We start from the raw sequence: 18,941 nt of genomic DNA, 5'->3' as shown, positions 1-18,941 counted from the left end.
CGGCGAAGGCCGGGGCCCAATTGGGGAACGAAGATAATGGAGGGCAGCGCTCCGTTACGACCACCTTTCCACTTGGACCCCGGCCTCCGCCGAGGAGGTTACGAAGCCCTGCCTCCATCTGAGGATGCCACCTCTCAAGGAACCTACCAAAGCTTGTTCCCCCGCGAAGGCGGGGCCCCAGACTGGACTCCCGCCTTCGCGGGAGAACAGCCTGTTTACGAACCGGTAAGCGTCAAACCGCTCGAGGCGTCCGCTTCGCCTTCCTGATCCGCGGCTCGACAATCATGTCTGCCGCCGCCTTGATCTCCTGCCGAAGCTCATCCCGCTTCTCATGGATCGAGGCGATCACCGGGCCCATCGCCACCCCAAGATCAACCAACACCGCCTCCGCCAGCTGCAACGAACTCTCCAGCGTCTCCGGCACCGCATCCGTAACACCAGCCCGGTACAGTTCCGCCGCATGCGCCGTATCCCGCGCACGCGCCACGATCGGCAAATCCGGCGCCAGAGCCCGAACCCGCCGCGCCAGCCGCACCGTCAGCACCGGATCGTCCATCGTCAGGATGAGCGCCTTGGCGGTATGCAGCTTCAGCCGATCCACAAGTTCCGCCCGCGCCACGTCGCCGAACAGCACCGGATGCCCCTGCGTTCGCGCGGCCTCGACCGCATCGATATCCGCCTCGACTGCGACGTATTTCTGTCCGTGGACGGCGAGCATGTCCGCGACCATCCGGCCGACGCGGCCGAAGCCGATCACGACGGTGCCGGGACCATCGTCGTCGATCTCGACGTTGCCCGCATCGGCAACGGAACGGATCTCCAGTTGGCGCGAGACAGTGCGGCCGAGCTTTGCCAGCAACGGCGTGATCGTCAGCCCGATCGCAGTCACGGTCTGCCAGAACGACGCGGTCGACGGCAGGATCAACTGCGCCTGCGCGGCGGTAGCGAGCACGATCAGCGTCGTCTCGGACGGACTGCCCATCAACAGCCCCGTCTCCGCCGCGACGCCGCGCCGCGAATTGGCGACACGCAGGAACAGGAACGTCACGATCGCTTTGACAGCCACCACGCCGGTCACCGCGAGCAGCAGAGACGGCCAGTTCTGCGCGATCAGCCGCAGGTCGAGGCTCATCCCGACGGTGATCAGGAACACGCCGAGCGCAAGCCCCTTGAATGGCGCGGTGATCACTTCGACCTCGCTGTGATACTCTGTCTCGGCGATCAGCAGCCCCGCCAGCAGCGCGCCGACGATCGGCGACAGCCCGGCAGCGGTGGTCGCGACGCTTGCAACGATCACCACCAGCAGCGACGCGGCAAGGAACAACTCCGGGCTCTTGGTCCGCGCGGCCTGCCCGAACAGGCGGGGGAGGACAACCCGCCCCCCGACATACATTGCAATGACTGTAAGGCTGCCGCGCAACGCGACGCCGGCAACGTTGGACCAACCGTCCGCGCTGGCGGTCGGGGCCAGCGCGCCCAGCACGAAGATGATCGGCACGAGCGCAAGATCCTCGAACAACAGCATCGCGAACGCGCCCCTGCCGACCGCGCCGGTAGTCCCGACGAGCGGCAGTACCAGTGCGGTCGACGAGAGCGCGAGCGCAAAACCAAGCCCGATTGCGCCCGCCCATTCCTGCCCGATGAAGTGCAGCGCGGTCCCGATGATCAGCGCCGAGCCGATCAATTCGGCCGCGCCGGTTCCGAACACGAGCCGCTTCATCGACCACAGGCGCTTGAACGAGAGTTCTAGCCCGATCGAGAACAACAGCAGGATGATGCCGAACTCGGCAAAAGGCTCGATCGCCTCCGGGTTCGAGATCGTCAGGTAATAGAGCCAAGGTGCCGAATCGGTCAGCGAGCCAAGCCCCGCCGGACCCACGAGCAATCCGACGAGGATGAACCCGATGACCGGGCTGACCCGAAATCGCGCGAACGCTGGAATGACCAGCCCCGCCGCGCCAAGAATGACGAGCGCGTCGCTGAAACCCTGATTGTCGAGCCGTAATGCCATGACTGAACCCTAGGCACAGTCGGCGTGGGTTAGAAGGGCCTCATCCCTCGTTTGCGGAAAGCGCGCCTTTCTGAGCAAGCACGTACGCCTTCGCAGTCTGCGGCCGCGTCATGTACGGAGGCCGCCGCGCCGCGCGTAGTCGCGTCTTTTCAATTCGAGCGAAGCAGACCTGGTCGGACACGTTGCCGCTGATCACGTGATAGGCTTCGCTATCCTCGCCGACGTATAATCCGACATGCCCGCCATGGGGGCGGATGAACGTGAGGACGTCTCCCAGCACCGGTTGCCCGGCTGGCTCTCCGAATTTACCCCAGTTCAACGCCCATAGCGGCTCGGCCGGGGGTGTCTTTCCAGCCTTTCGCGCGACAAACGCCATGAACAGCCCGCACCAGGGCACCGCGTCTGCGGTAAATGTGTTTTTGACCGGTCCGCCGATCTCGCGTGCCCAGCCCATGATGACGTCGTTGTTCGCGGAGCCCGGCGTCTCCAGCGTGCCGACGAGCACCCGCGCCTCGACGATCATGCGGGGAAGCGTGCCAAGGCTATCCAGCCACGCATAGTTGCTTTTGTCGATCGGCATGAAATGGTCCCCCGAAAACAGCGAACGCAAAGCAAAACCCAGGGCGATCATCTCGCCCTGGGTCCAGCATCGCCACAGTCGTATCGGGAGTCCAGCAAGACCTGGTCAGATACGGGGGTAGTTCAGGCCCAGTTGGCCATCTCTGCTTCGAGGTTCGAGCGCACCTGCTCGAAGAACTGCTCGGTCGTCATCCAGGGCTGGTCGGGGCCGATCAGGATCGCGAGATCCTTGGTCATGTGGCCGTTCTCGACCGTCTGGACGCAGACGCGTTCGAGCGTCTCGGCGAACTTCGTGACGTCGGGCGTATCGTCGAACTTGCCGCGATACTTCAGGCCACCGGTCCATGCGAAGATCGACGCGATCGGGTTGGTCGAGGTTGCCTTGCCCTGCTCGTGCATGCGGAAGTGGCGCGTGACGGTGCCGTGCGCCGCCTCGGCCTCGACGGTCTTGCCGTCCGGGGTCAGCAGGATCGAGGTCATCAGGCCGAGCGACCCGAAGCCCTGTGCGACTTGGTCCGACTGGACGTCGCCGTCATAGTTCTTGCAGGCCCAGACGAACTCGCCGTTCCACTTCAGCGCCGATGCGACCATGTCGTCGATCAGGCGATGCTCGTAGACGATGCCCGCTTCCTTGAACTTGTCCTTGAATTCCGCTTCGAACACCTCGGCGAACAGGTCCTTGAAGCGGCCGTCATAGGCCTTGAGGATCGTGTTCTTGGTCGACAGGTACACCGGCCACTTCAGGTTCAGGCCGTAGTGCATAGAGGCGCGGGCGAAATCGCGGATCGAATCGTCGAGGTTGTACATCGCCATCGCGACGCCCGCCGACGGGAACTGGAACACCTCGCGGTCGATGACCGTGCCGTCGTCGCCTTCGAAGACGAGACGCAGCTTGCCCGGACCCGGAACCAGATAGTCGGTCGCGCGGTACTGATCGCCGAATGCGTGACGGCCGACGACGATCGGGTGCGTCCAGCCCGGGATCAGGCGGGGGACGTTCTTGATCACGATCGGCTCGCGGAAGATGGTGCCGCCGAGGATGTTGCGGATCGTGCCGTTCGGCGACTTCCACATCTTCTTCAGGCCGAACTCGGTCACGCGCTGCTCGTCGGGCGTGATCGTCGCGCACTTCACCGCGACGCCGTGCTTCTGCGTGGCGAGCGCGCTGTCGATCGTGACCTGGTCGTCGGTCGCGTCGCGATGCTCGACGCCGAGGTCGTAGTAATCGAGCTGGATGTCGAGATACGGCTTGATCAGGCGCTCACGGATCCATTCCCAGATGATCCGGGTCATTTCGTCGCCGTCGATCTCCACGATCGGATTCTTTACCTTGATCTTCGCCATGTGCGCGTCCTTCGGGGGAGGGGTTTGGGGAGCGTCTAGGGGAGCCAGCCGCCACGATCAACCATATGGTCCTGTAAGGAAAAGCCGGTTCATCGTTGTATCGCGCGTCGTGCACGGATAGACCCGCAGGTTATGGCATCGCTCGACAAGCCGCCCGTCACGACCTCCACGGTCAAATGGCGATTTCCCGCAGTCCATCCGGAGGGCCACAAATACGTCGCGATCGCGACCGGCATCACGCTGCTGCTGACGATCGTCAGCCACGTGCTGTTCTGGCCGATGGTCGGCGTCGTGATCTGGGTCGCGACGTTCTTCCGCGATCCGATCCGCACGACCCCTCAGGGCGAAGGGTTGATCGTCGCCCCTGCCGACGGCCTGATCACGATGATCCAGCGCGTGCCGATCCCGCGCGAGCTCGCCGGCGAGAACGGTCTCGGCGATGCGCCGCTGGTGCGCGTGTCGATCTTCATGTCGGTGTTCGACGTGCATATCAATCGCACGCCGATCGCCGGTACGATCCGCCAAGTGGTCTATATCTCGGGCAAGTTCCTCAACGCGGACCTCGACAAGGCGAGCGACGAAAACGAGCGCCAGCATTTCGTGGTCGAGGACCGCAACGGCATGCGGATCGGCTTCACGCAGATCGCCGGCCTGGTCGCGCGTCGTATCCTCGGCTTCGTGAAGGCCGGTGACATGGTCGCGGTCGGGCAGCGCATCGGTCTGATCCGGTTCGGTAGCCGAGTCGACGTGTACCTGCCCGATCACGTCGTCCCTCAGGTATGTCTTGGCCAGCGTAGTATCGCGGGCGAGACCGTGCTCGGTCGCGTCGGTGGTGTTCCGGTGGGTGGTATCGCCCAGTGATTGATCGCGACGGGATCGACGACGACTCGATCGAAGAGCGAGGCCGGGGGCGGTTCGGTCGCACGCGTCGGGCACCGCGCGGGCTCCCATTGCGCGCCGTTGCCCCTAACGCTGTTACTGCGCTAGCCCTGTGCTCAGGCCTAAGCGGCGTGCGGTTCGCGATCGGTGGACAATGGGAAAGCGCCGTCGCGATGATCATGGTCGCGGGCGTGCTCGACGGCCTCGATGGTCGGATCGCCCGGATGCTGCACGGCGAAAGCCGGTTCGGTGCCGAGCTCGATTCGCTGTCCGACGCGATCTCGTTCGGCGTCGCGCCTGCGCTGATCGTCTATCTCTGGTCATTGACGGCCTTGCCGCGCGTCGGCTGGATCTGCTCGTTGATCCTGGCCGTGTTCTGCGCGCTGCGTCTCGCACGTTTCAACGCCAAGATCGACGAGAGCCACCAGCCGCACAAATCCGCGGGTTTCCTAACCGGCGTCCCCGCTCCCGCAGGCGCCGGTTTGGCACTGATGCCGATGTTCTTCTGGTTCTGGACCGACGAGCCCAAGTTCGCGTCGCCGTATTTCGTCGCGCCCTGGGTCGCGTTCGTCGCGCTATTAATGGTGTCGAGTATCGCAACCTATTCCTGGAGTTCGGTCAAACTCCGCAGCAACATCCGGTTCGAAGCGATTGCCCTCGTCGTACTACTCGGCGCCGCGATCGTGAGCGCGCCGTGGCATACGCTCAGCATCATCTGCGTGCTATACCTGCTCTCGATGCCGTTCAGCATCGCGAGTTACGCCAAGATTAGGCGGCAGCGTTCCAGCGGCGGGCGGGCACCGGAGCCGACGTCGAAGCCCAGCGCCTGACCGCAATCCGGCGCTCCGCAACGGCCAGCGTGCGGAGTGGCTGGAACGCGGGTTCGACGTTGCCCATCGCGAGGCGGACGATACGGTCCCACTGCGGCGCGATCGACGAGACGATCATCATGCCCGCGACCGCGAATGCACCAGCAAAAACCATGAAGCTCAGAACCAACATCACGTCCGCCTTCCTATGAGTTGCGAACAAAATCCTAATATCCGCAAACACTTGGTCAGAAACATCGTTCCACTCGTCGCATTTCGAATCCCGTCCTGCCGGGGTGATTCCGCGCCGAGTCGAACATCTGTTCCCCTCTGAGCCCTTTATGTTCTCATTGCGTTCCATGAGTCAAGCGGTCCGTTGAGGATTGCTTTTCTACGAGCGCCCGGTTAAGGGCCGCGCCTCTAACCCCGCATGGGAGGCATCATAGCCCGGTGCGTCACGGTCATTCGGCCACGACGTCATCCGCTTCCCAGAGGCACAACCGGAAGGATATATCCCTATGGCGGCTCCAGTCGTCTCCATGCAGCAGCTCATCGAAACGGGCGCGCATTTCGGCCACCAGACTCATCGGTGGAACCCTAAGATGAAGCCTTACATCTTCGGTGATCGTAACGGCGTCCACATCCTCGACCTTTCGCAGACCGTGCCGCTGTTCGCGCGCGCGCTCGAATTCGTCTCGTCGGCGGTTGCCGGTGGTGGCAAGGTGCTGTTCGTGGGCACCAAGCGCCAGGCGCAGGAGCCCGTCGCGGACGCAGCGCGTCGTTCGGGCCAGCACTTCGTCAACCATCGCTGGCTGGGCGGCATGCTCACCAACTGGAAGACCATCTCGGGTTCGATCAAGCGTCTCAAGACGCTCGAGGAAATGCTGTCGGGCGACACCGTCGGCCTGACCAAGAAGGAAGTCCTTCAGCTCACCCGCGAGAAGGACAAGCTCGAGCTTTCGCTCGGCGGCATCCGCGACATGGGCGGCATTCCCGACGTGATGTTCGTGATCGACGCGAACAAGGAAGAGCTGGCGATCAAGGAAGCGAACACGCTGGGTATTCCCGTCGTCGCGATCCTCGATTCGAACGTGTCGCCGGACGGCATCGCCTTCCCGGTTCCCGCGAACGACGACGCAGCCCGCGCCATCCGCCTGTACTGCGAGGCGATCGCGATCGCAGCGACGCGCGGCGGCCAGGAGCAGCAGCGCCGCACCGGTGCCGACATCGGCGCGATGATCGAGCCGCCGAAGGAAGAGGCCATCGCAGAGCCGACCGTCGAAGCTACGGCCGACACGGCGCAGGCAACCGCGAATGCCGATACCGCTGCAGAATTCGCAGCCGAGGGTGAGCGCCAGATCGACGCATAAGCGTCGTCGCCGAACCGTCATGCGGGCGGGGTAGGGCGAAAGCTCTGCCTCGCCCGCAACCATATTCAGACCTAAAAAGGATTAGAGACATGGCCGATATCACGGCAGCGATGGTCAAGGATCTGCGCGAGAAGAGCGGCGCGGGCATGATGGATTGCAAGAAGGCGCTGAGCGAGAACGCCGGCGACATGGAGCAGGCAATGGATTGGCTGCGCACCAAGGGGCTCGCAGCCGCCGCCAAGAAGTCCAGCCGTACCGCGGCCGAGGGCCTGGTCGGCGTTGCCGTCTCGGGCACCAAGGGTGCAGCGGTCGAAGTCAACTCGGAGACCGATTTCGTTGCCAAGAACGACCAGTTCCAGTCGTTCGTCCGTGACGTCACGCAGATCGCGCTCGCAACGGGTGGCGACATCGAGGCGCTGAAGTCGCAGGCGATGCCGTCGGGCAAGACCGTCGAGGAAGTCCTGACGAACAACGTCGCGACGATCGGCGAGAACCAGTCGCTGCGCCGCTCGCGCACGCTGGAAGTCAGCAAGGGTGCGGTCGTGCCCTACATCCACAACCAGGCGGCACCCGGCCTCGGCAAGATCGGCGTTCTCGTCGCACTTGAGTCGGAGGCTTCGGACGAGGTTCTCCAGACGCTCGGCAAGCAGCTCGCGATGCACATCGCAGCCGCCTTCCCGAAGGCGCTCAACGAAGCGGACCTCGACGAGTCCGAGATCGAGCGCGAGCGCGCGATCGCGACCGAAAAGGCCGCCGAGTCGGGTAAGCCTGCCGACATCATCGCCAAGATGGTCGAGGGCGGCATCGCCAAGTACCGCAAGGAGCATGCTCTGGTCAGCCAGCTGTTCGTAATGGACGGCAAGACCAAGATCTCCGACGTCGTCGCCAAGGCCGGCAAGGATGCGGGCGCCGAGATCAAGCTGGTGGACTATGTCCGCTTCCAGCTCGGCGAAGGCATCGAGAAGGAGCAGTCCGACTTCGCAGCCGAGGTTGCTGCGGCTTCGGGTGTGCCACAGGCGTAAACTGATTTCCTCCCTCGCCCCTCCGGGGAGAGGGAAGGGGCCCGCCGCGCTTGCGGGGGGAAGGGTGAGGGGAGTGGTGCGGTCTCGAACCTCACGCCCCCTCATCCGGCCCTGCCGGGCCACCTTCTCCCCGAGGGGAGAAGGATAGCGGGGCAGCCTTGGTGCTGCTCCGTCATCCCCGCGCAGGCGGGGATCCATACATTCCGGGACCCGGTGTCTACCGAGACGTCAGCCCATATGGGTTCCCGCCTCCGCGGGAATGACAGTGATTCTCCGATACGCGCGCTTCTGCGAACGACGATTTTCCGTCTCATCTCCACCCAGTTTCGATGCACGCGCCGCACAGCGCTTCACATCCCGGGCCTCGCCGCCTAAGGTCCGCGCCGCCCCGCCAATCACAATTCGAGATTTATGACGCCTCCGCGCTACAAACGTATCCTGCTGAAACTGTCGGGCGAAGTCCTGATGGGTCCGTCCGGCCTATCGATTGACCCGACCGTGACCGCGCGGGTCGCGCAGGAGATCGCGGACATCAAGGCCAAGGGATACGAGATCTGCATCGTCGTCGGCGGGGGCAACATCTTCCGCGGCATGGCGGGGGCGGCACGCGGCATGGACCGTGCGACCGGCGATTACATGGGCATGCTCGCGACCGTGATGAACGCGCTGGCCGTGCAGAACGCGCTGGAGCAGATCGGCGTCGACACGCGCGTCCAGTCGGCGATCCCGATGGCGTCGGTGTGCGAGCCATTCATCCGCCGCCGCGCCGAGCGTCACCTGGAGAAGGGTCGCGTCGTGATCTTCGCCGCCGGCGTCGGCAGCCCTTATTTCACCACCGATTCGGGCGCCGCGTTGCGTGCTGCCGAGATGAAGTGCGACGCGCTGTTCAAGGGCACCTCGGTCGACGGCGTCTACAACGCCGACCCGAAGACTCACCCCGACGCGGTGCGCTACGAAACGGTCACGTACAGCCGCGTGCTGTCCGACGACCTCAAGGTCATGGACGCGAGCGCGATCGCGCTGTGCCGCGACAACAACATCCCGATCGTCGTCTTCAACATCCGTGAACCCGGCAATCTCGCCGCGGTCCTGGCGGGTGATGGCGTGTCGACGATCGTCCAGAACGAGCAGGAGCTTTAAGATGGCTGCATACGACAAGACCGACCTCGAACGCCGCATGGCGGGTGCCGTCGAAGCGCTGAAGAGCGATCTCGCCGGCCTGCGCACGGGCCGCGCGTCGACCGCGCTGCTCGATCCGGTGATGGTGACGGTGTACGGCTCGTCGATGCCGCTGAACCAGGTCGCGACCGTGTCGGCGCCCGAGCCGCGCATGCTGTCGGTGCAGGTCTGGGACAAGTCGAACGTCGGCCCGACCGACAAGGCGATCCGTTCGGCGGGCCTCGGGCTCAACCCGATCGTCGACGGCCAGACGCTGCGCCTGCCGATTCCCGACCTGACCGAGGAGCGCCGCAAGGAACTCGCCAAGCTGGCCGGCCAGTATGCCGAGAAGGCGCGCATCGCGGTCCGTAACGTCCGCCGCGACGGGATGGATTCGCTCAAGGTCGACGAGAAGAAGGGCGTGTTCAGCGAGGACGAGCGCAAGCGTCACGAGACCGAAGTGCAGAAGCTGACCGACGGCATCATCGCCGAACTCGATGCGACCGCGACCGCCAAGGAAAAGGAAATCCTGGGCAAGTGAGATTGCAGGCCTCCTCGGCCGCGCCGCTCGCTGCTGTTCCTGTGGGCGCCGTTCCTGCAGGCGGGGCGGTGCCGCGTCATGTCGCGATCATCATGGATGGCAATGGCCGCTGGGCGAAGAAGCGGTTCCTGCCGCGCTTCGCCGGGCACAAGGCCGGCGTCGAGGCCGTGCGCAAGGTGACGCGCGCGGCGCGGGCGATGGGGATCGAGGCGCTGACGTTGTACGCGTTTTCTTCGGAGAACTGGCGGCGTCCGGCCGAGGAGGTCAGCGACCTGATGGGTCTGCTGCGGCATTTCATCCGCAGCGATCTCGACGAACTCGCGCGCGAGAACGTCCGGCTGCGCGTGATCGGCGACTATCACAGCTTTTCGCCTGATCTGGTGGCGATGGTCGACGATGCCATCACGCGGACCGCAGGGAATAGTGGCCCGATCCTCGCGATCGCACTCAATTACGGTGCACATGCCGAGTTGGTGACTGCCGCACGACGACTGGCGGAACGAGCGCGTGACGGTGCAATCGATCCTGCCAACATCGACGAGGCGACGATTGAGGCCGAGCTCGACACGCATGACCTGCCGCCTCTCGACCTGATGATCCGGACCTCGGGCGAACAGCGTCTGTCGAACTTCCTGCTCTGGCAGGCGGCGTACGCGGAGCTCCTGTTCGTCGACACGCTCTGGCCCGACTTCGACGCGGCCGCGCTCGCCGACGCAGTCGCCGCGTTCGGTCAGCGTCAGCGCCGCTACGGTGGTCTGTGAGCCTTACCGACCCTGAAAAGGCGCCCGATCAGGCGTTGCGCACGCCGTCCAATCTCCAGCTCCGAATGATCGCCAGCGTCGGCATGATCGTGGTGGCGAGCCTTGCGTTGACGCTCGGCGGGATCGCGTTCTGGGTGCTCGGCGTGGTCGCCGCGCTGTTCATGATGGCGGAATGGTCGATGCTCCAGGGCGTCGATGCGAAGACCAAGCGGATGACGCAGTTCGCGCTCTCGGTGCCGCTCGCACTGATGGCGCCGGCGTCGCTGATCCTCGTGATCCACGATTTCTTTACGCTGGGCCTGCTCGTGGGGGCGGCTTTCTTCGTCGTCATCACGACGCGCAAGCCCAAGCTGGCGCTGGGCATCCTCTATTGTGGTCTCCCCGTGTTCGCGCTGATGATCATCCGCCGGCAGGACGAGGGCATCCTCTTCACGCTGTGGGCGCTGTCGCTGGTGTGGGCATGCGATATTGGCGCGTTCTTCACCGGGCGCACGCTCGGCGGCCCCAAGCTTGCGCCGGTTATCAGTCCGAACAAGACATGGTCGGGGCTCATCGGCGGTGTCGTGCTCGCGGGTGCGGTCGCGGCGGTGCTGCATATGCAATACGGCCTGCCGATGCGGATGACGCTGGCGACCCCGGTGCTCGCCGTGCTCGCGCAGATGGGCGATCTCTACGAGAGCTGGTTGAAGAGAGTGGCGGGCGTGAAGGACAGCGGCAATATCCTGCCCGGCCATGGCGGCGTGATGGATCGCCTCGACGGGCTGGTCCCGGTCGCGCCGGTCGCGGCCTTCCTCGTCCTGCTACCGCATTTCTACGCATGAAGAGCGTCACGATCCTGGGCGCGACCGGTTCGGTCGGCACCTCGACGCTCGACCTGATCGAGCGGGAACCCGACCGGTTTCGTGTCGTCGCGCTGACGGCGAACTGTGATGTGGCGAAGCTCGCGGCGGCCGCAATACGGACCAAGGCCGAGTTTGCCGTCGTTGCCGATGAGGGGTGTCTCCCCGAACTTCGCGAGGCGCTCGACGGTACGGGTATCCGGGCGGGCGGGGGTGCCGAGGCGATTGCCGAGGCCGCATCGTCGGGCGCGGACTGGACGATGGGCGCGATCGTCGGTTGCGCGGGATTGAAGCCGGTGATGGCGGCGATCGAGCAGGGCGGCACCGTCGTGATCGCCAACAAGGAGCCGCTGGTCTCCGCCGGCGACGTCATCCTCGCCGCGGCCACGCGGACCGGTGCGACGCTGTTGCCCGCCGATTCCGAGCACAACGCGATTTTCCAGTGCTTCGACGCGACTCGCCCCGAACGCGTGCGCCGGATCATCCTGACGTGCAGTGGCGGACCGTTCCGCGACTGGACGACCGAGCAGATGCGCGGCGTCACGCTCGAACAGGCGGTCAAGCATCCGAACTGGTCGATGGGTGCGAAGATTTCGGTCGATTCGGCGACCTGCATGAACAAGGGCCTCGAACTGATCGAGGCCGCGCGGCTGTTCCCGATTGCGCACGACCGGATCGAGATCGTCATCCACCCGCAATCGGTGATCCACAGCCTGGTCGATCATGTCGACGGGTCGGTGCTGGCGCAGCTGGGGCCTCCCGACATGCGGACGCCGATCGCGCATACGCTCGCGTGGCCGGACCGGATGGCGACGCCGATGGCACCCCTCGACCTCGTCGCGATCGGCCGACTCGACTTCGAGGCACCCGATCCGGTTCGCTTCCCCGCGCTGCGTTTGGCCCGCGAGGCGCTCGACGCAGGTGGCGCACGACCCGCAATTCTCAACGCCGCCAACGAGGTAGCGGTCGAGGCCTTCCTGCAGCGCCGGATCGGCTTCCTCGAAATTGCCGCAATCGTCGAACATACGTTATCGTGTTATGACCCGGCCGCGCCGGACAGCGTCGATGCCGTGCTGGCGATCGACGCCAGGGCGCGGATCTTGGCGGGCCAGCGTGTGAAGGATTACGCGGTTTGATCGAAACGCCCGGTGTCCTGCTGACCATATTGTCGTTCGCCGCGGTGATCGGCCCCCTCGTGTTCGTACACGAGATGGGACATTACCTCGCTGGACGCTTTTTCGGGATCAAGGCGGATGCCTTCGCGATCGGCTTCGGCCACGAGATCGCGGGCTTTACCGACAAGCGCGGCACGCGGTGGAAGTTCGGTTGGCTCCCGCTCGGCGGTTACGTCAAGTTCGCCGGCGACATGAACCCGGCCAGCCAGCCCTCGGCCGAGTGGTTGTCTCTGCCCGCCGAAGAGCGCCAGCGCACCTTTCAGTCGAAGCCGGTCTGGCAGCGCGCGATCGTCGTCGCCGCCGGCCCGGTCGTCAATTTTGTCGTCGCAATCCTGATCCTCGCGGGCTTTGCGTTCGCGTACGGCGATATCCGCATGCCGCCGATTGTCGGCGGCACCGTTCCCGGTAGTGCGGCGGCGGCGGCCGGCCTCCAGGCGGGTGACCGGATCACCGGCATCGGCGGCCGTTCGGTCGAGACGTTCGACGACATGGCACGCTATGCCCGCATCCGTGCCGGCGAGCAGACCCGGATCGACGCGGTGCGCGGCGACCGCACGCTGTCGCGCGACATCGTCATCGGTACCGAACTCCAGCGCGACCGGTTCGGCAACGAATATCGAATCGGTCGCCTCGGCATCGCCGGCAGCAAGCCGATCATCGTTCCCGTCAGCTTGGTCGAGGCGCCGGTCATCGCGGTAAAGCGAACCGGCGAGATCGTCTCGATGATGGTCGAGACGCTCGGGCAGGTCATCACCGGGCGTCGTTCGGTCAAGGAGCTCGGCGGGCCGCTCAGCATCGCCAAGGTCTCGGGCGAGCAGATGTCGCTAGGCCTCGACGCCTATGTCTTCCTGATCGCGCTGGTGTCGATCAATCTGGGGTTCATCAACCTGCTGCCAGTGCCGATGCTCGATGGAGGCCATTTGTTCTTCTATGCGATCGAAGCGGTGCGTAGGCGCCCGGTCGAGCCGCAGGTTCAGGAATGGGCGTTTCGTGGCGGTCTTGCGGCGATTCTCGCGCTTATGTTGCTCGTGACCTTCAACGATCTCGGCAATTTCGGGCTTTGGAAGAACTTGGCCGGCTTGATCGGCTGACGACGATAGGGCAGGGCGGGCGCGCCTTGTATGTGCACGTTTTTAAGGTGGGTTTGGTGACAGCGATCAACGGTTACGATTTCGCGCGTAAGGGCGCCCTGCTGCTTGCAGGAACGATCCTGTCGGGCGTTCCCGCCTTCGCGCAGACGGCACCCGCCGCCTCGCCCTCTGCTGCGCCTGCCGGAACGGCGACGCGGACGAGTGCTGCGAAAGTCGCTCCGCCGGTAGTAACGCCCGTGGGCGCGCCGGTATCCGTCCGGACGATAAAGACTTTGCGGGTCGAGGGATCGCAGCGAATCGAGCCCGAGACGGTGCTGAGCTACACCAAGCTCCGCGTCGGCATTCCGTATACCGCGGAGACGCTCGATCAGGCGCTGAAGGACCTGCAGGCCAGCGACCTGTTCGCGGACTATTCGATCGCCGGTGTCGAGGACGGCAACATCGTTCTCCGCGTGCGCGAGAATCCGATCATCAACCGCGTGATCATCGAGGGCAACAAGGCGCTCAAGACCGACAAGATCACCAAGGAGATCAAGCTCGCGCCGCGCCAGATCTTCACGCGCACCGCGGTCCGGCAGGATATTGGCCGGATACTGGAGCTCTATCGCCGCCAGGGCCGGTTCGCCGCGGTGGTCGATCCGAAGATGGTCAACCTCGACCAGAACCGCGTCGATGTGGTCTTCGAGGTCAGTGAGGGGCCGAAGTCGAAGGTTCGCCAGATCAACATTCTGGGTAACGAGGTTTTCTCCGACGGCCAGATCCGTGCGCAGATGGCCACCAAGCAGGCGCGATTGAGCCGCCTGCTGTCGTCCGCCACCAGCTACGATCAGGATCGTCTGTCCTACGATCAGCAGAAGCTTCGTCAGTTTTACCTGACGCAGGGGTATGCAGACTTCCGTGTGACGTCGGCAATCGCCGAGCTGACGCCGGACAGGAAGGACTTCATCATCACGTACGTGGTGGAGGAGGGTAAGCGCTACAAGTTCGGCGACGTCACCGTCGACAGCCAGATCCGCGACTTCGACAACACCAAGCTGGCCGCGTCGCTGCCGATCAAGAAGGGCGACTGGTACAACGCCAAGTTGGTCGAGGATGCGATCGACAATCTTAGCCAGACGGCGGGCCTGTTCGGGTACGCGTTCACCGAGGTGAACCCCGAATACCAGAAGGACGCCGAGGCGCTGACGATGGGCGTCAACCTCAATATTGCCGAAGCCAAGCGCAGCTATGTCGAGCGGATCGAGATCAACGGCAATACGCAGACGCAGGACAAGGTCGTTCGTCGCGAGATCCGTCTGGCCGAGGGCGACGCGTTCAACAGCTTCCAGGTGAAGCGCTCGCAGGATCGCATCAACTCGCTGGGCTATTTCCAGGACAAGATGGAGATCAAGCAGCTGCCCGGATCGGCACCCGATCGCGTTATCCTCGAGACCAATCTTGAAGAGAAGTCGACCGGCGAGCTTCAGCTGTCGGCCGGCTATTCGAGCCTTGAGCGCTTCATCGTCCAGGCGAACATCACGCAGCGCAACTTCCGCGGCAAGGGCCAGGAACTGCGCGCCGGCGTCAATTATTCGAGCTATTCGAAGTCGATCGAGCTGGGCTTCACCGAGCCGTATCTGTTCGACAAGAACATCGCGGTCGGCGGCGACATCTTCCGTCGCGACTATAATTCGTTCAACTACCAGAACAACCAGCGTCAGACGACCTATTCGCAGGTGTCGACCGGGTTCCAGCTCCGTGCCGGTGTGCCGTTGACCGAATTCTGGTCGCTGTCGGCGCGCTACGGTCTTTCCTACGACGAGGTAGGATTGGACCAGTCGACCTATTTCACGAATGGCAGGTGCGATATCCAGCTGGCCGGCCGCTATCTCTGCGAGGCGATCGGCAATCGCTGGACGTCGTCGATCGGCTATTCGCTGATCCGCGACACGCTCAACAGCCGCCTGCGTCCCACCGCTGGTTCGCGATTCTCGTTCAGCCAGGACTTTGCCGGTCTGGGTGGCGATGTGAAATACATCCGCACCCGTGCGGAAGGCGCGAAATACTGGAACGCGGGCAGCGGCTTCATTCTGTCGGCGCTGGGTGAGGGTGGATACATCCGCTCGCTCGAGGGCAGCCGCGGTGCTGGCGTCGACCGCGTCCGCATCACCGATCGTTTCTACCTCGGCGAACCGCAGTTCCGCGGCTTCGACATCCGCGGCGTCGGGCCACGCGTGCTTCGCAGCCCGTACACCACCGACGCGACGACGGGTAAGCAGGTGCTGGTCACCGATCGCAACCAGGTCATCGACGACGCGCTTGGCGGCAACGCCTATTATCTCGGCCGCATCGAGCTGGAAATTCCGCTCGGCTCCGGCGCGCGCGAACTCGGCCTGCGGCCGTCGATCTACGTGCAGGCGGGTTCGCTGTTCAATATCACGCGGCCGCTCCTGACCAACGAGAACGACGATTATCCGTTTTCCGTCGACGTGAATGGCAACAAGACGCTCCAGCCGAAACTGACACAGATCACGAACTCTGCCGGACAGTTGCTCTATGTCGTGCCGGCCGCTGACGCGACCAACGCAGGCTTGGGAACAACCTGCGCGGTGGGATACTCGGCGACGGCGGGCGGTACGTGCATAGGCACTACGGTCAATACGGCGCAGACCCGGAGCTATGGTCCGTATTTCGAGCAGTTCCTCGGCAATTCTGCCAAGCCACGCGTATCGATCGGTATCGGCGTGAACTGGAACTCGCCGTTCGGCCCACTTCGTATCGATCTTGCCAAGGCGCTGCTCTCGCAGCCTGGCGACGACCCCAAACTCATTACTTTCAACGTAGGGACACAGTTCTGATGACGACGTTCAAGACGCTTCTCCTCGCTGCCGCGCTCGTCGCGCCGGCTGCCATGACCGCGACCGCCGCCGATGCGCAGGTTTCGGGCATCGCCGTCGCCGACGCACAGGGCGCGATCGCCAACTCGAAGGCCTGGAACGCCGCGCGCGCCCAGATCGAGACGACCTACAAGGCGCAGCTCGACCAGGCCGAGACGCGCCGTCAGGCCGTTGCCCGCGAACTCCAGCCACTCGTGACGGCCTTCCAGACCGCGCAGCGCGCGCCCGGCGCCAGCGAAGCGACGCTGCGTCCGCAGGCTCAGGCGATCCAGGCACGCGAGACCGCGGCCAATCAGGAGCTCGCGCGCCTGACTCAGCCTGCACAGCGCGCGCAGCAATACGCGATCGAGCAGATCCAGGCGAAGCTCAGCGACGCCGTGACGGCCGCGGTTCGCGCCAAGAATGTCAGCCTGTTGCTGCGTCCCGAAGCCGCTCTGTTCGCGCAGCCGACCGCTGACATCACGCCTGCGATCACGACCGAACTCGATCGTCTCGTGCCGTCGGTCAGCACCGCAGTGCCGGCAAACTGGCAGCCGAACCAGCAGGGCGGCCAGCAGCAGGGTGCCGCTCCGGCTCCCACCGGTCGTGCGCCTGCCGCTACGCGTACCCCGCAGGGTCGTTAAGGTCCGATCGTGACCGATACGGCGACCGAAACTGCGAAGAGCGGCTCTGCCAAGACGGGCCTGGGGCCGCTCGATATCGGGCGCGTCATGGCCGCGCTGCCGCATCGCTATCCGTTGCTGCTGGTCGATCGTGTCGAGGATCTGATCCTCGACACGTCGATCACCGCGATCAAGGCGGTGTCGATGAACGAGCAGTTCTTCCAGGGGCATTTTCCTGGACGACCGATCATGCCGGGCGTGCTGATCGTCGAGGCGATGGCGCAGGCTGCGGGGATCCTCGCGGTCGAGTCGCTGGGTCTCGCAGGGTCGGGCAAGCTCGTCTATTTCATGGCGATCGACGGGGCCAAGTTCCGCAAGCCGGTCGAGCCGGGCGTGTTGCTCAAGCTCGAAGTCACCTTCGTTCAGAAGCGTAGTTCGGTGTGCAAGTTTGCCGGCCGCGCGTTGGTCGATGGGCAACTGGTCGCCGAGGCGAACTTCACGGCGATGATTGCCGACCCGCCGAAAGCCTGATGCGAGGCTTTAGCCCCGCATTGTTGTAAATTCGGGCGCGTCCGTGTACGGTCGCGCCTTCCTTTTCCAGGCTGGTCGGAACCAGCCACCTACCGGAGAATACCCATGAAGGCCGACACGCACCCCGATTACCACATGATCACCGTCCAGATGACCGATGGCAGCAAGTATCAGACTCGCACCACCTGGGGTAAGGAAGGCGACGTGATGACGCTCGAGATCGATCCGCTCGCGCATCCGGCATGGACCGGCGGCCGCGGCACGATGCTCGACACCGGCGGCCAGGTCGCGCGCTTCAACAAGCGTTTCGGTGGCGGTCTCACGCTCCGCAAGTAATTTCGAGTAACCCCCGGAATGAGTTTGATTTAACTCGTTCCGGGGGCTCTTATTAAGACGTCGTTAGCTACCCGCGGCTAGATTTGGACTCGCAAGGACGAGGAATCCATGTTCGCCGCCGACTTCGAACCCGCAGAACGCGACAGCCGGCGCCGTGCGCCGCGCGCCCCGGTTTCGCTCGATATCAGCATCGGCAAGACACGACGCACATTATGCAAGGTCGTCGACATTTCCGTCAACGGCGCTCGTCTCCAGACTTATTCGGCGCTCAAGCGGGGTACGAGCATCTGGCTCAATCTTCCCCGGATCGGGCAGGTCGTCGCCGACGTGATGTGGGCGGACGACTATACCGCCGGCTGCCAGTTCCGGACGCCGCTCCCGATCGACATGTTCGAAGCCCTGGTCGGGGAAGACGCCGTCACCTGACCCGGCGACGGGAACAGCGCCGTTTTAGCGTTCGAACGACCAAGAGCGGCGGTGACGATGGCGATGACAGGGTGGTGTCGGACAAGCAGGGCTGCTCCCGCCCCCGCAGGAGTGGCAATCAGGCCAAAAACCTAAAACCGACCAAAAACTGTAAAATAGTGTTTGACGGTTCTGCGAGGTGGCCCTAGAGGGGTGTCACCGCAGCGAACGGCCACACGGTCTGGTTGCTGCGGTCGCAAAAAACCAGATGCTCCAAGCTTCTCGAGAGGGAGGTTATGCGAGTGTCGGTATTTTTGTCGGCTCTTTGACATTGTAGGTTAAGATGAAGGGACATGTGGGCGGCGGCTTGCGGTTCTCGGGCTCCTCAAGGGTTCGGGGTATCGTTTAAAGCTAAGTCGTTCTCATATGTCCTTCACATATTCCATATGTAATCGACGGTTGTTACGGTTTTCGGACTGTTGCGATCGTCTGAATGATATTGTGCAGAGCGGCTCCTTGAGATGAGCTGGTTGATCGTGGAATTCCACTGCGATTGGCTGGTGACATAAACTTGAGAGTTTGATCATGGCTCAGAATGAACGCTGGCGGCAT

At 64.0% G+C, this 18,941-nt stretch carries 19 protein-coding genes; 15 read left to right on the top strand and 4 right to left on the bottom strand.

Annotation, left to right across the window (positions count from 1 at the left end):
* Window positions 1-232: 232 nt before the first annotated feature.
* The 3 genes from O6Y00_RS19080 to O6Y00_RS19070 all read right to left on the bottom strand — a co-directional run bounded on the left by O6Y00_RS19080 (window position 233) and on the right by O6Y00_RS19070 (window position 3,934).
* The gene (locus tag O6Y00_RS19080) at window positions 233-2,011 is read right to left on the bottom strand and encodes a cation:proton antiporter domain-containing protein (protein WP_353444139.1); all 1,779 of its coding nucleotides are present in this window, start codon (window positions 2,009-2,011) and stop codon (window positions 233-235) included.
* Between the two features lie 40 nt (window positions 2,012-2,051).
* Window positions 2,052-2,642, bottom strand: a complete 591-nt coding sequence (locus tag O6Y00_RS19075) for a TIGR02594 family protein (RefSeq protein WP_353444138.1) — start codon at window positions 2,640-2,642, stop codon at window positions 2,052-2,054.
* A gap of 71 nt (window positions 2,643-2,713) precedes the next feature.
* Complete coding sequence (locus O6Y00_RS19070) at window positions 2,714-3,934, bottom strand: NADP-dependent isocitrate dehydrogenase (protein ID WP_187505036.1); 1,221 nt, start codon at window positions 3,932-3,934, stop codon at window positions 2,714-2,716.
* Window positions 3,935-4,066: 132 nt separating this feature from the next.
* Here O6Y00_RS19070 and O6Y00_RS19065 point away from each other — a divergent pair, with 132 nt between their 5' ends.
* Window positions 4,067-4,795: a phosphatidylserine decarboxylase gene (locus tag O6Y00_RS19065; protein ID WP_056489534.1), complete on the top strand. Its 729-nt coding sequence runs from the start codon at window positions 4,067-4,069 to the stop codon at window positions 4,793-4,795.
* Between the two features lie 29 nt (window positions 4,796-4,824).
* The gene (locus O6Y00_RS19060) at window positions 4,825-5,643 is read left to right on the top strand and encodes a CDP-alcohol phosphatidyltransferase family protein (RefSeq protein ID WP_231420937.1); all 819 of its coding nucleotides are present in this window, start codon (window positions 4,825-4,827) and stop codon (window positions 5,641-5,643) included.
* Here the strand turns inward: O6Y00_RS19060 and O6Y00_RS19055 are convergent.
* A complete protein-coding gene (locus tag O6Y00_RS19055) occupies window positions 5,582-5,815 on the bottom strand; it encodes a hypothetical protein (protein ID WP_056489532.1) in 234 nt (77 codons plus the stop codon). The genes O6Y00_RS19060 and O6Y00_RS19055 overlap by 62 nt on opposite strands.
* A gap of 325 nt (window positions 5,816-6,140) precedes the next feature.
* On the opposite strand from O6Y00_RS19055, the gene rpsB reads away from it, so the two are divergent.
* The 13 genes from rpsB to O6Y00_RS18990 all read left to right on the top strand — a co-directional run bounded on the left by rpsB (window position 6,141) and on the right by O6Y00_RS18990 (window position 18,350).
* Window positions 6,141-6,992 (top strand): 30S ribosomal protein S2, encoded by an 852-nt coding sequence (gene rpsB / locus O6Y00_RS19050; protein ID WP_056066002.1) that lies wholly within the window; start codon window positions 6,141-6,143, stop codon window positions 6,990-6,992.
* 89 nt (window positions 6,993-7,081) lie between these two features.
* A complete protein-coding gene (gene tsf / locus O6Y00_RS19045) occupies window positions 7,082-8,014 on the top strand; it encodes a translation elongation factor Ts (protein WP_353444137.1) in 933 nt (310 codons plus the stop codon).
* Between the two features lie 411 nt (window positions 8,015-8,425).
* Window positions 8,426-9,154 carry a UMP kinase gene (gene pyrH / locus O6Y00_RS19040; RefSeq protein ID WP_107954783.1) on the top strand — a complete coding sequence of 243 codons (729 nt, stop codon included), beginning with the start codon at window positions 8,426-8,428 and terminating at the stop codon, window positions 9,152-9,154.
* A 1-nt stretch (window position 9,155) separates the two neighbouring features.
* Entirely contained in the window at window positions 9,156-9,713 is a 558-nt protein-coding gene (gene frr, locus O6Y00_RS19035; protein WP_353444136.1) for a ribosome recycling factor, read from the top strand.
* 41 nt (window positions 9,714-9,754) lie between these two features.
* Window positions 9,755-10,474, top strand: coding sequence for an isoprenyl transferase (locus tag O6Y00_RS19030; RefSeq protein ID WP_353444135.1), 720 nt, complete (start codon window positions 9,755-9,757; stop codon window positions 10,472-10,474).
* 65 nt (window positions 10,475-10,539) lie between these two features.
* Window positions 10,540-11,295, top strand: a complete 756-nt coding sequence (locus O6Y00_RS19025) for a phosphatidate cytidylyltransferase (RefSeq protein WP_353444216.1) — start codon at window positions 10,540-10,542, stop codon at window positions 11,293-11,295.
* Window positions 11,292-12,449 carry a 1-deoxy-D-xylulose-5-phosphate reductoisomerase gene (locus O6Y00_RS19020; RefSeq protein ID WP_353444134.1) on the top strand — a complete coding sequence of 386 codons (1,158 nt, stop codon included), beginning with the start codon at window positions 11,292-11,294 and terminating at the stop codon, window positions 12,447-12,449. Before O6Y00_RS19025 ends, O6Y00_RS19020 begins: the two co-directional genes overlap by 4 nt.
* Window positions 12,446-13,579, top strand: coding sequence for an RIP metalloprotease RseP (gene rseP, locus O6Y00_RS19015; protein ID WP_353444133.1), 1,134 nt, complete (start codon window positions 12,446-12,448; stop codon window positions 13,577-13,579). The genes O6Y00_RS19020 and rseP overlap by 4 nt, the downstream gene beginning before the upstream one ends.
* Before the next feature lie 53 nt (window positions 13,580-13,632).
* The gene (gene bamA, locus O6Y00_RS19010; protein WP_353444215.1) at window positions 13,633-16,416 is read left to right on the top strand and encodes an outer membrane protein assembly factor BamA; all 2,784 of its coding nucleotides are present in this window, start codon (window positions 13,633-13,635) and stop codon (window positions 16,414-16,416) included.
* Complete coding sequence (locus O6Y00_RS19005) at window positions 16,416-17,078, top strand: OmpH family outer membrane protein (protein WP_353444132.1); 663 nt, start codon at window positions 16,416-16,418, stop codon at window positions 17,076-17,078. The genes bamA and O6Y00_RS19005 overlap by 1 nt, the downstream gene beginning before the upstream one ends.
* A gap of 60 nt (window positions 17,079-17,138) precedes the next feature.
* Window positions 17,139-17,588 (top strand): 3-hydroxyacyl-ACP dehydratase FabZ, encoded by a 450-nt coding sequence (gene fabZ / locus O6Y00_RS19000; RefSeq protein ID WP_107963316.1) that lies wholly within the window; start codon window positions 17,139-17,141, stop codon window positions 17,586-17,588.
* Between the two features lie 105 nt (window positions 17,589-17,693).
* A complete protein-coding gene (gene rpmE, locus O6Y00_RS18995; RefSeq protein WP_055880673.1) occupies window positions 17,694-17,924 on the top strand; it encodes a 50S ribosomal protein L31 in 231 nt (76 codons plus the stop codon).
* A gap of 108 nt (window positions 17,925-18,032) precedes the next feature.
* Window positions 18,033-18,350, top strand: coding sequence for a PilZ domain-containing protein (locus tag O6Y00_RS18990; RefSeq protein WP_353444130.1), 318 nt, complete (start codon window positions 18,033-18,035; stop codon window positions 18,348-18,350).
* Window positions 18,351-18,941: the final 591 nt, after the last annotated feature.

Source organism: Sphingomonas faeni (assembly GCF_040407565.1).
GTDB classification, from domain to species: Bacteria; Pseudomonadota; Alphaproteobacteria; order Sphingomonadales; family Sphingomonadaceae; genus Sphingomonas; species Sphingomonas faeni_F.
The sequence above is the reverse complement of the archived record's forward strand: the minus strand, read 5'-3'. Positions and strand labels throughout refer to the sequence as shown.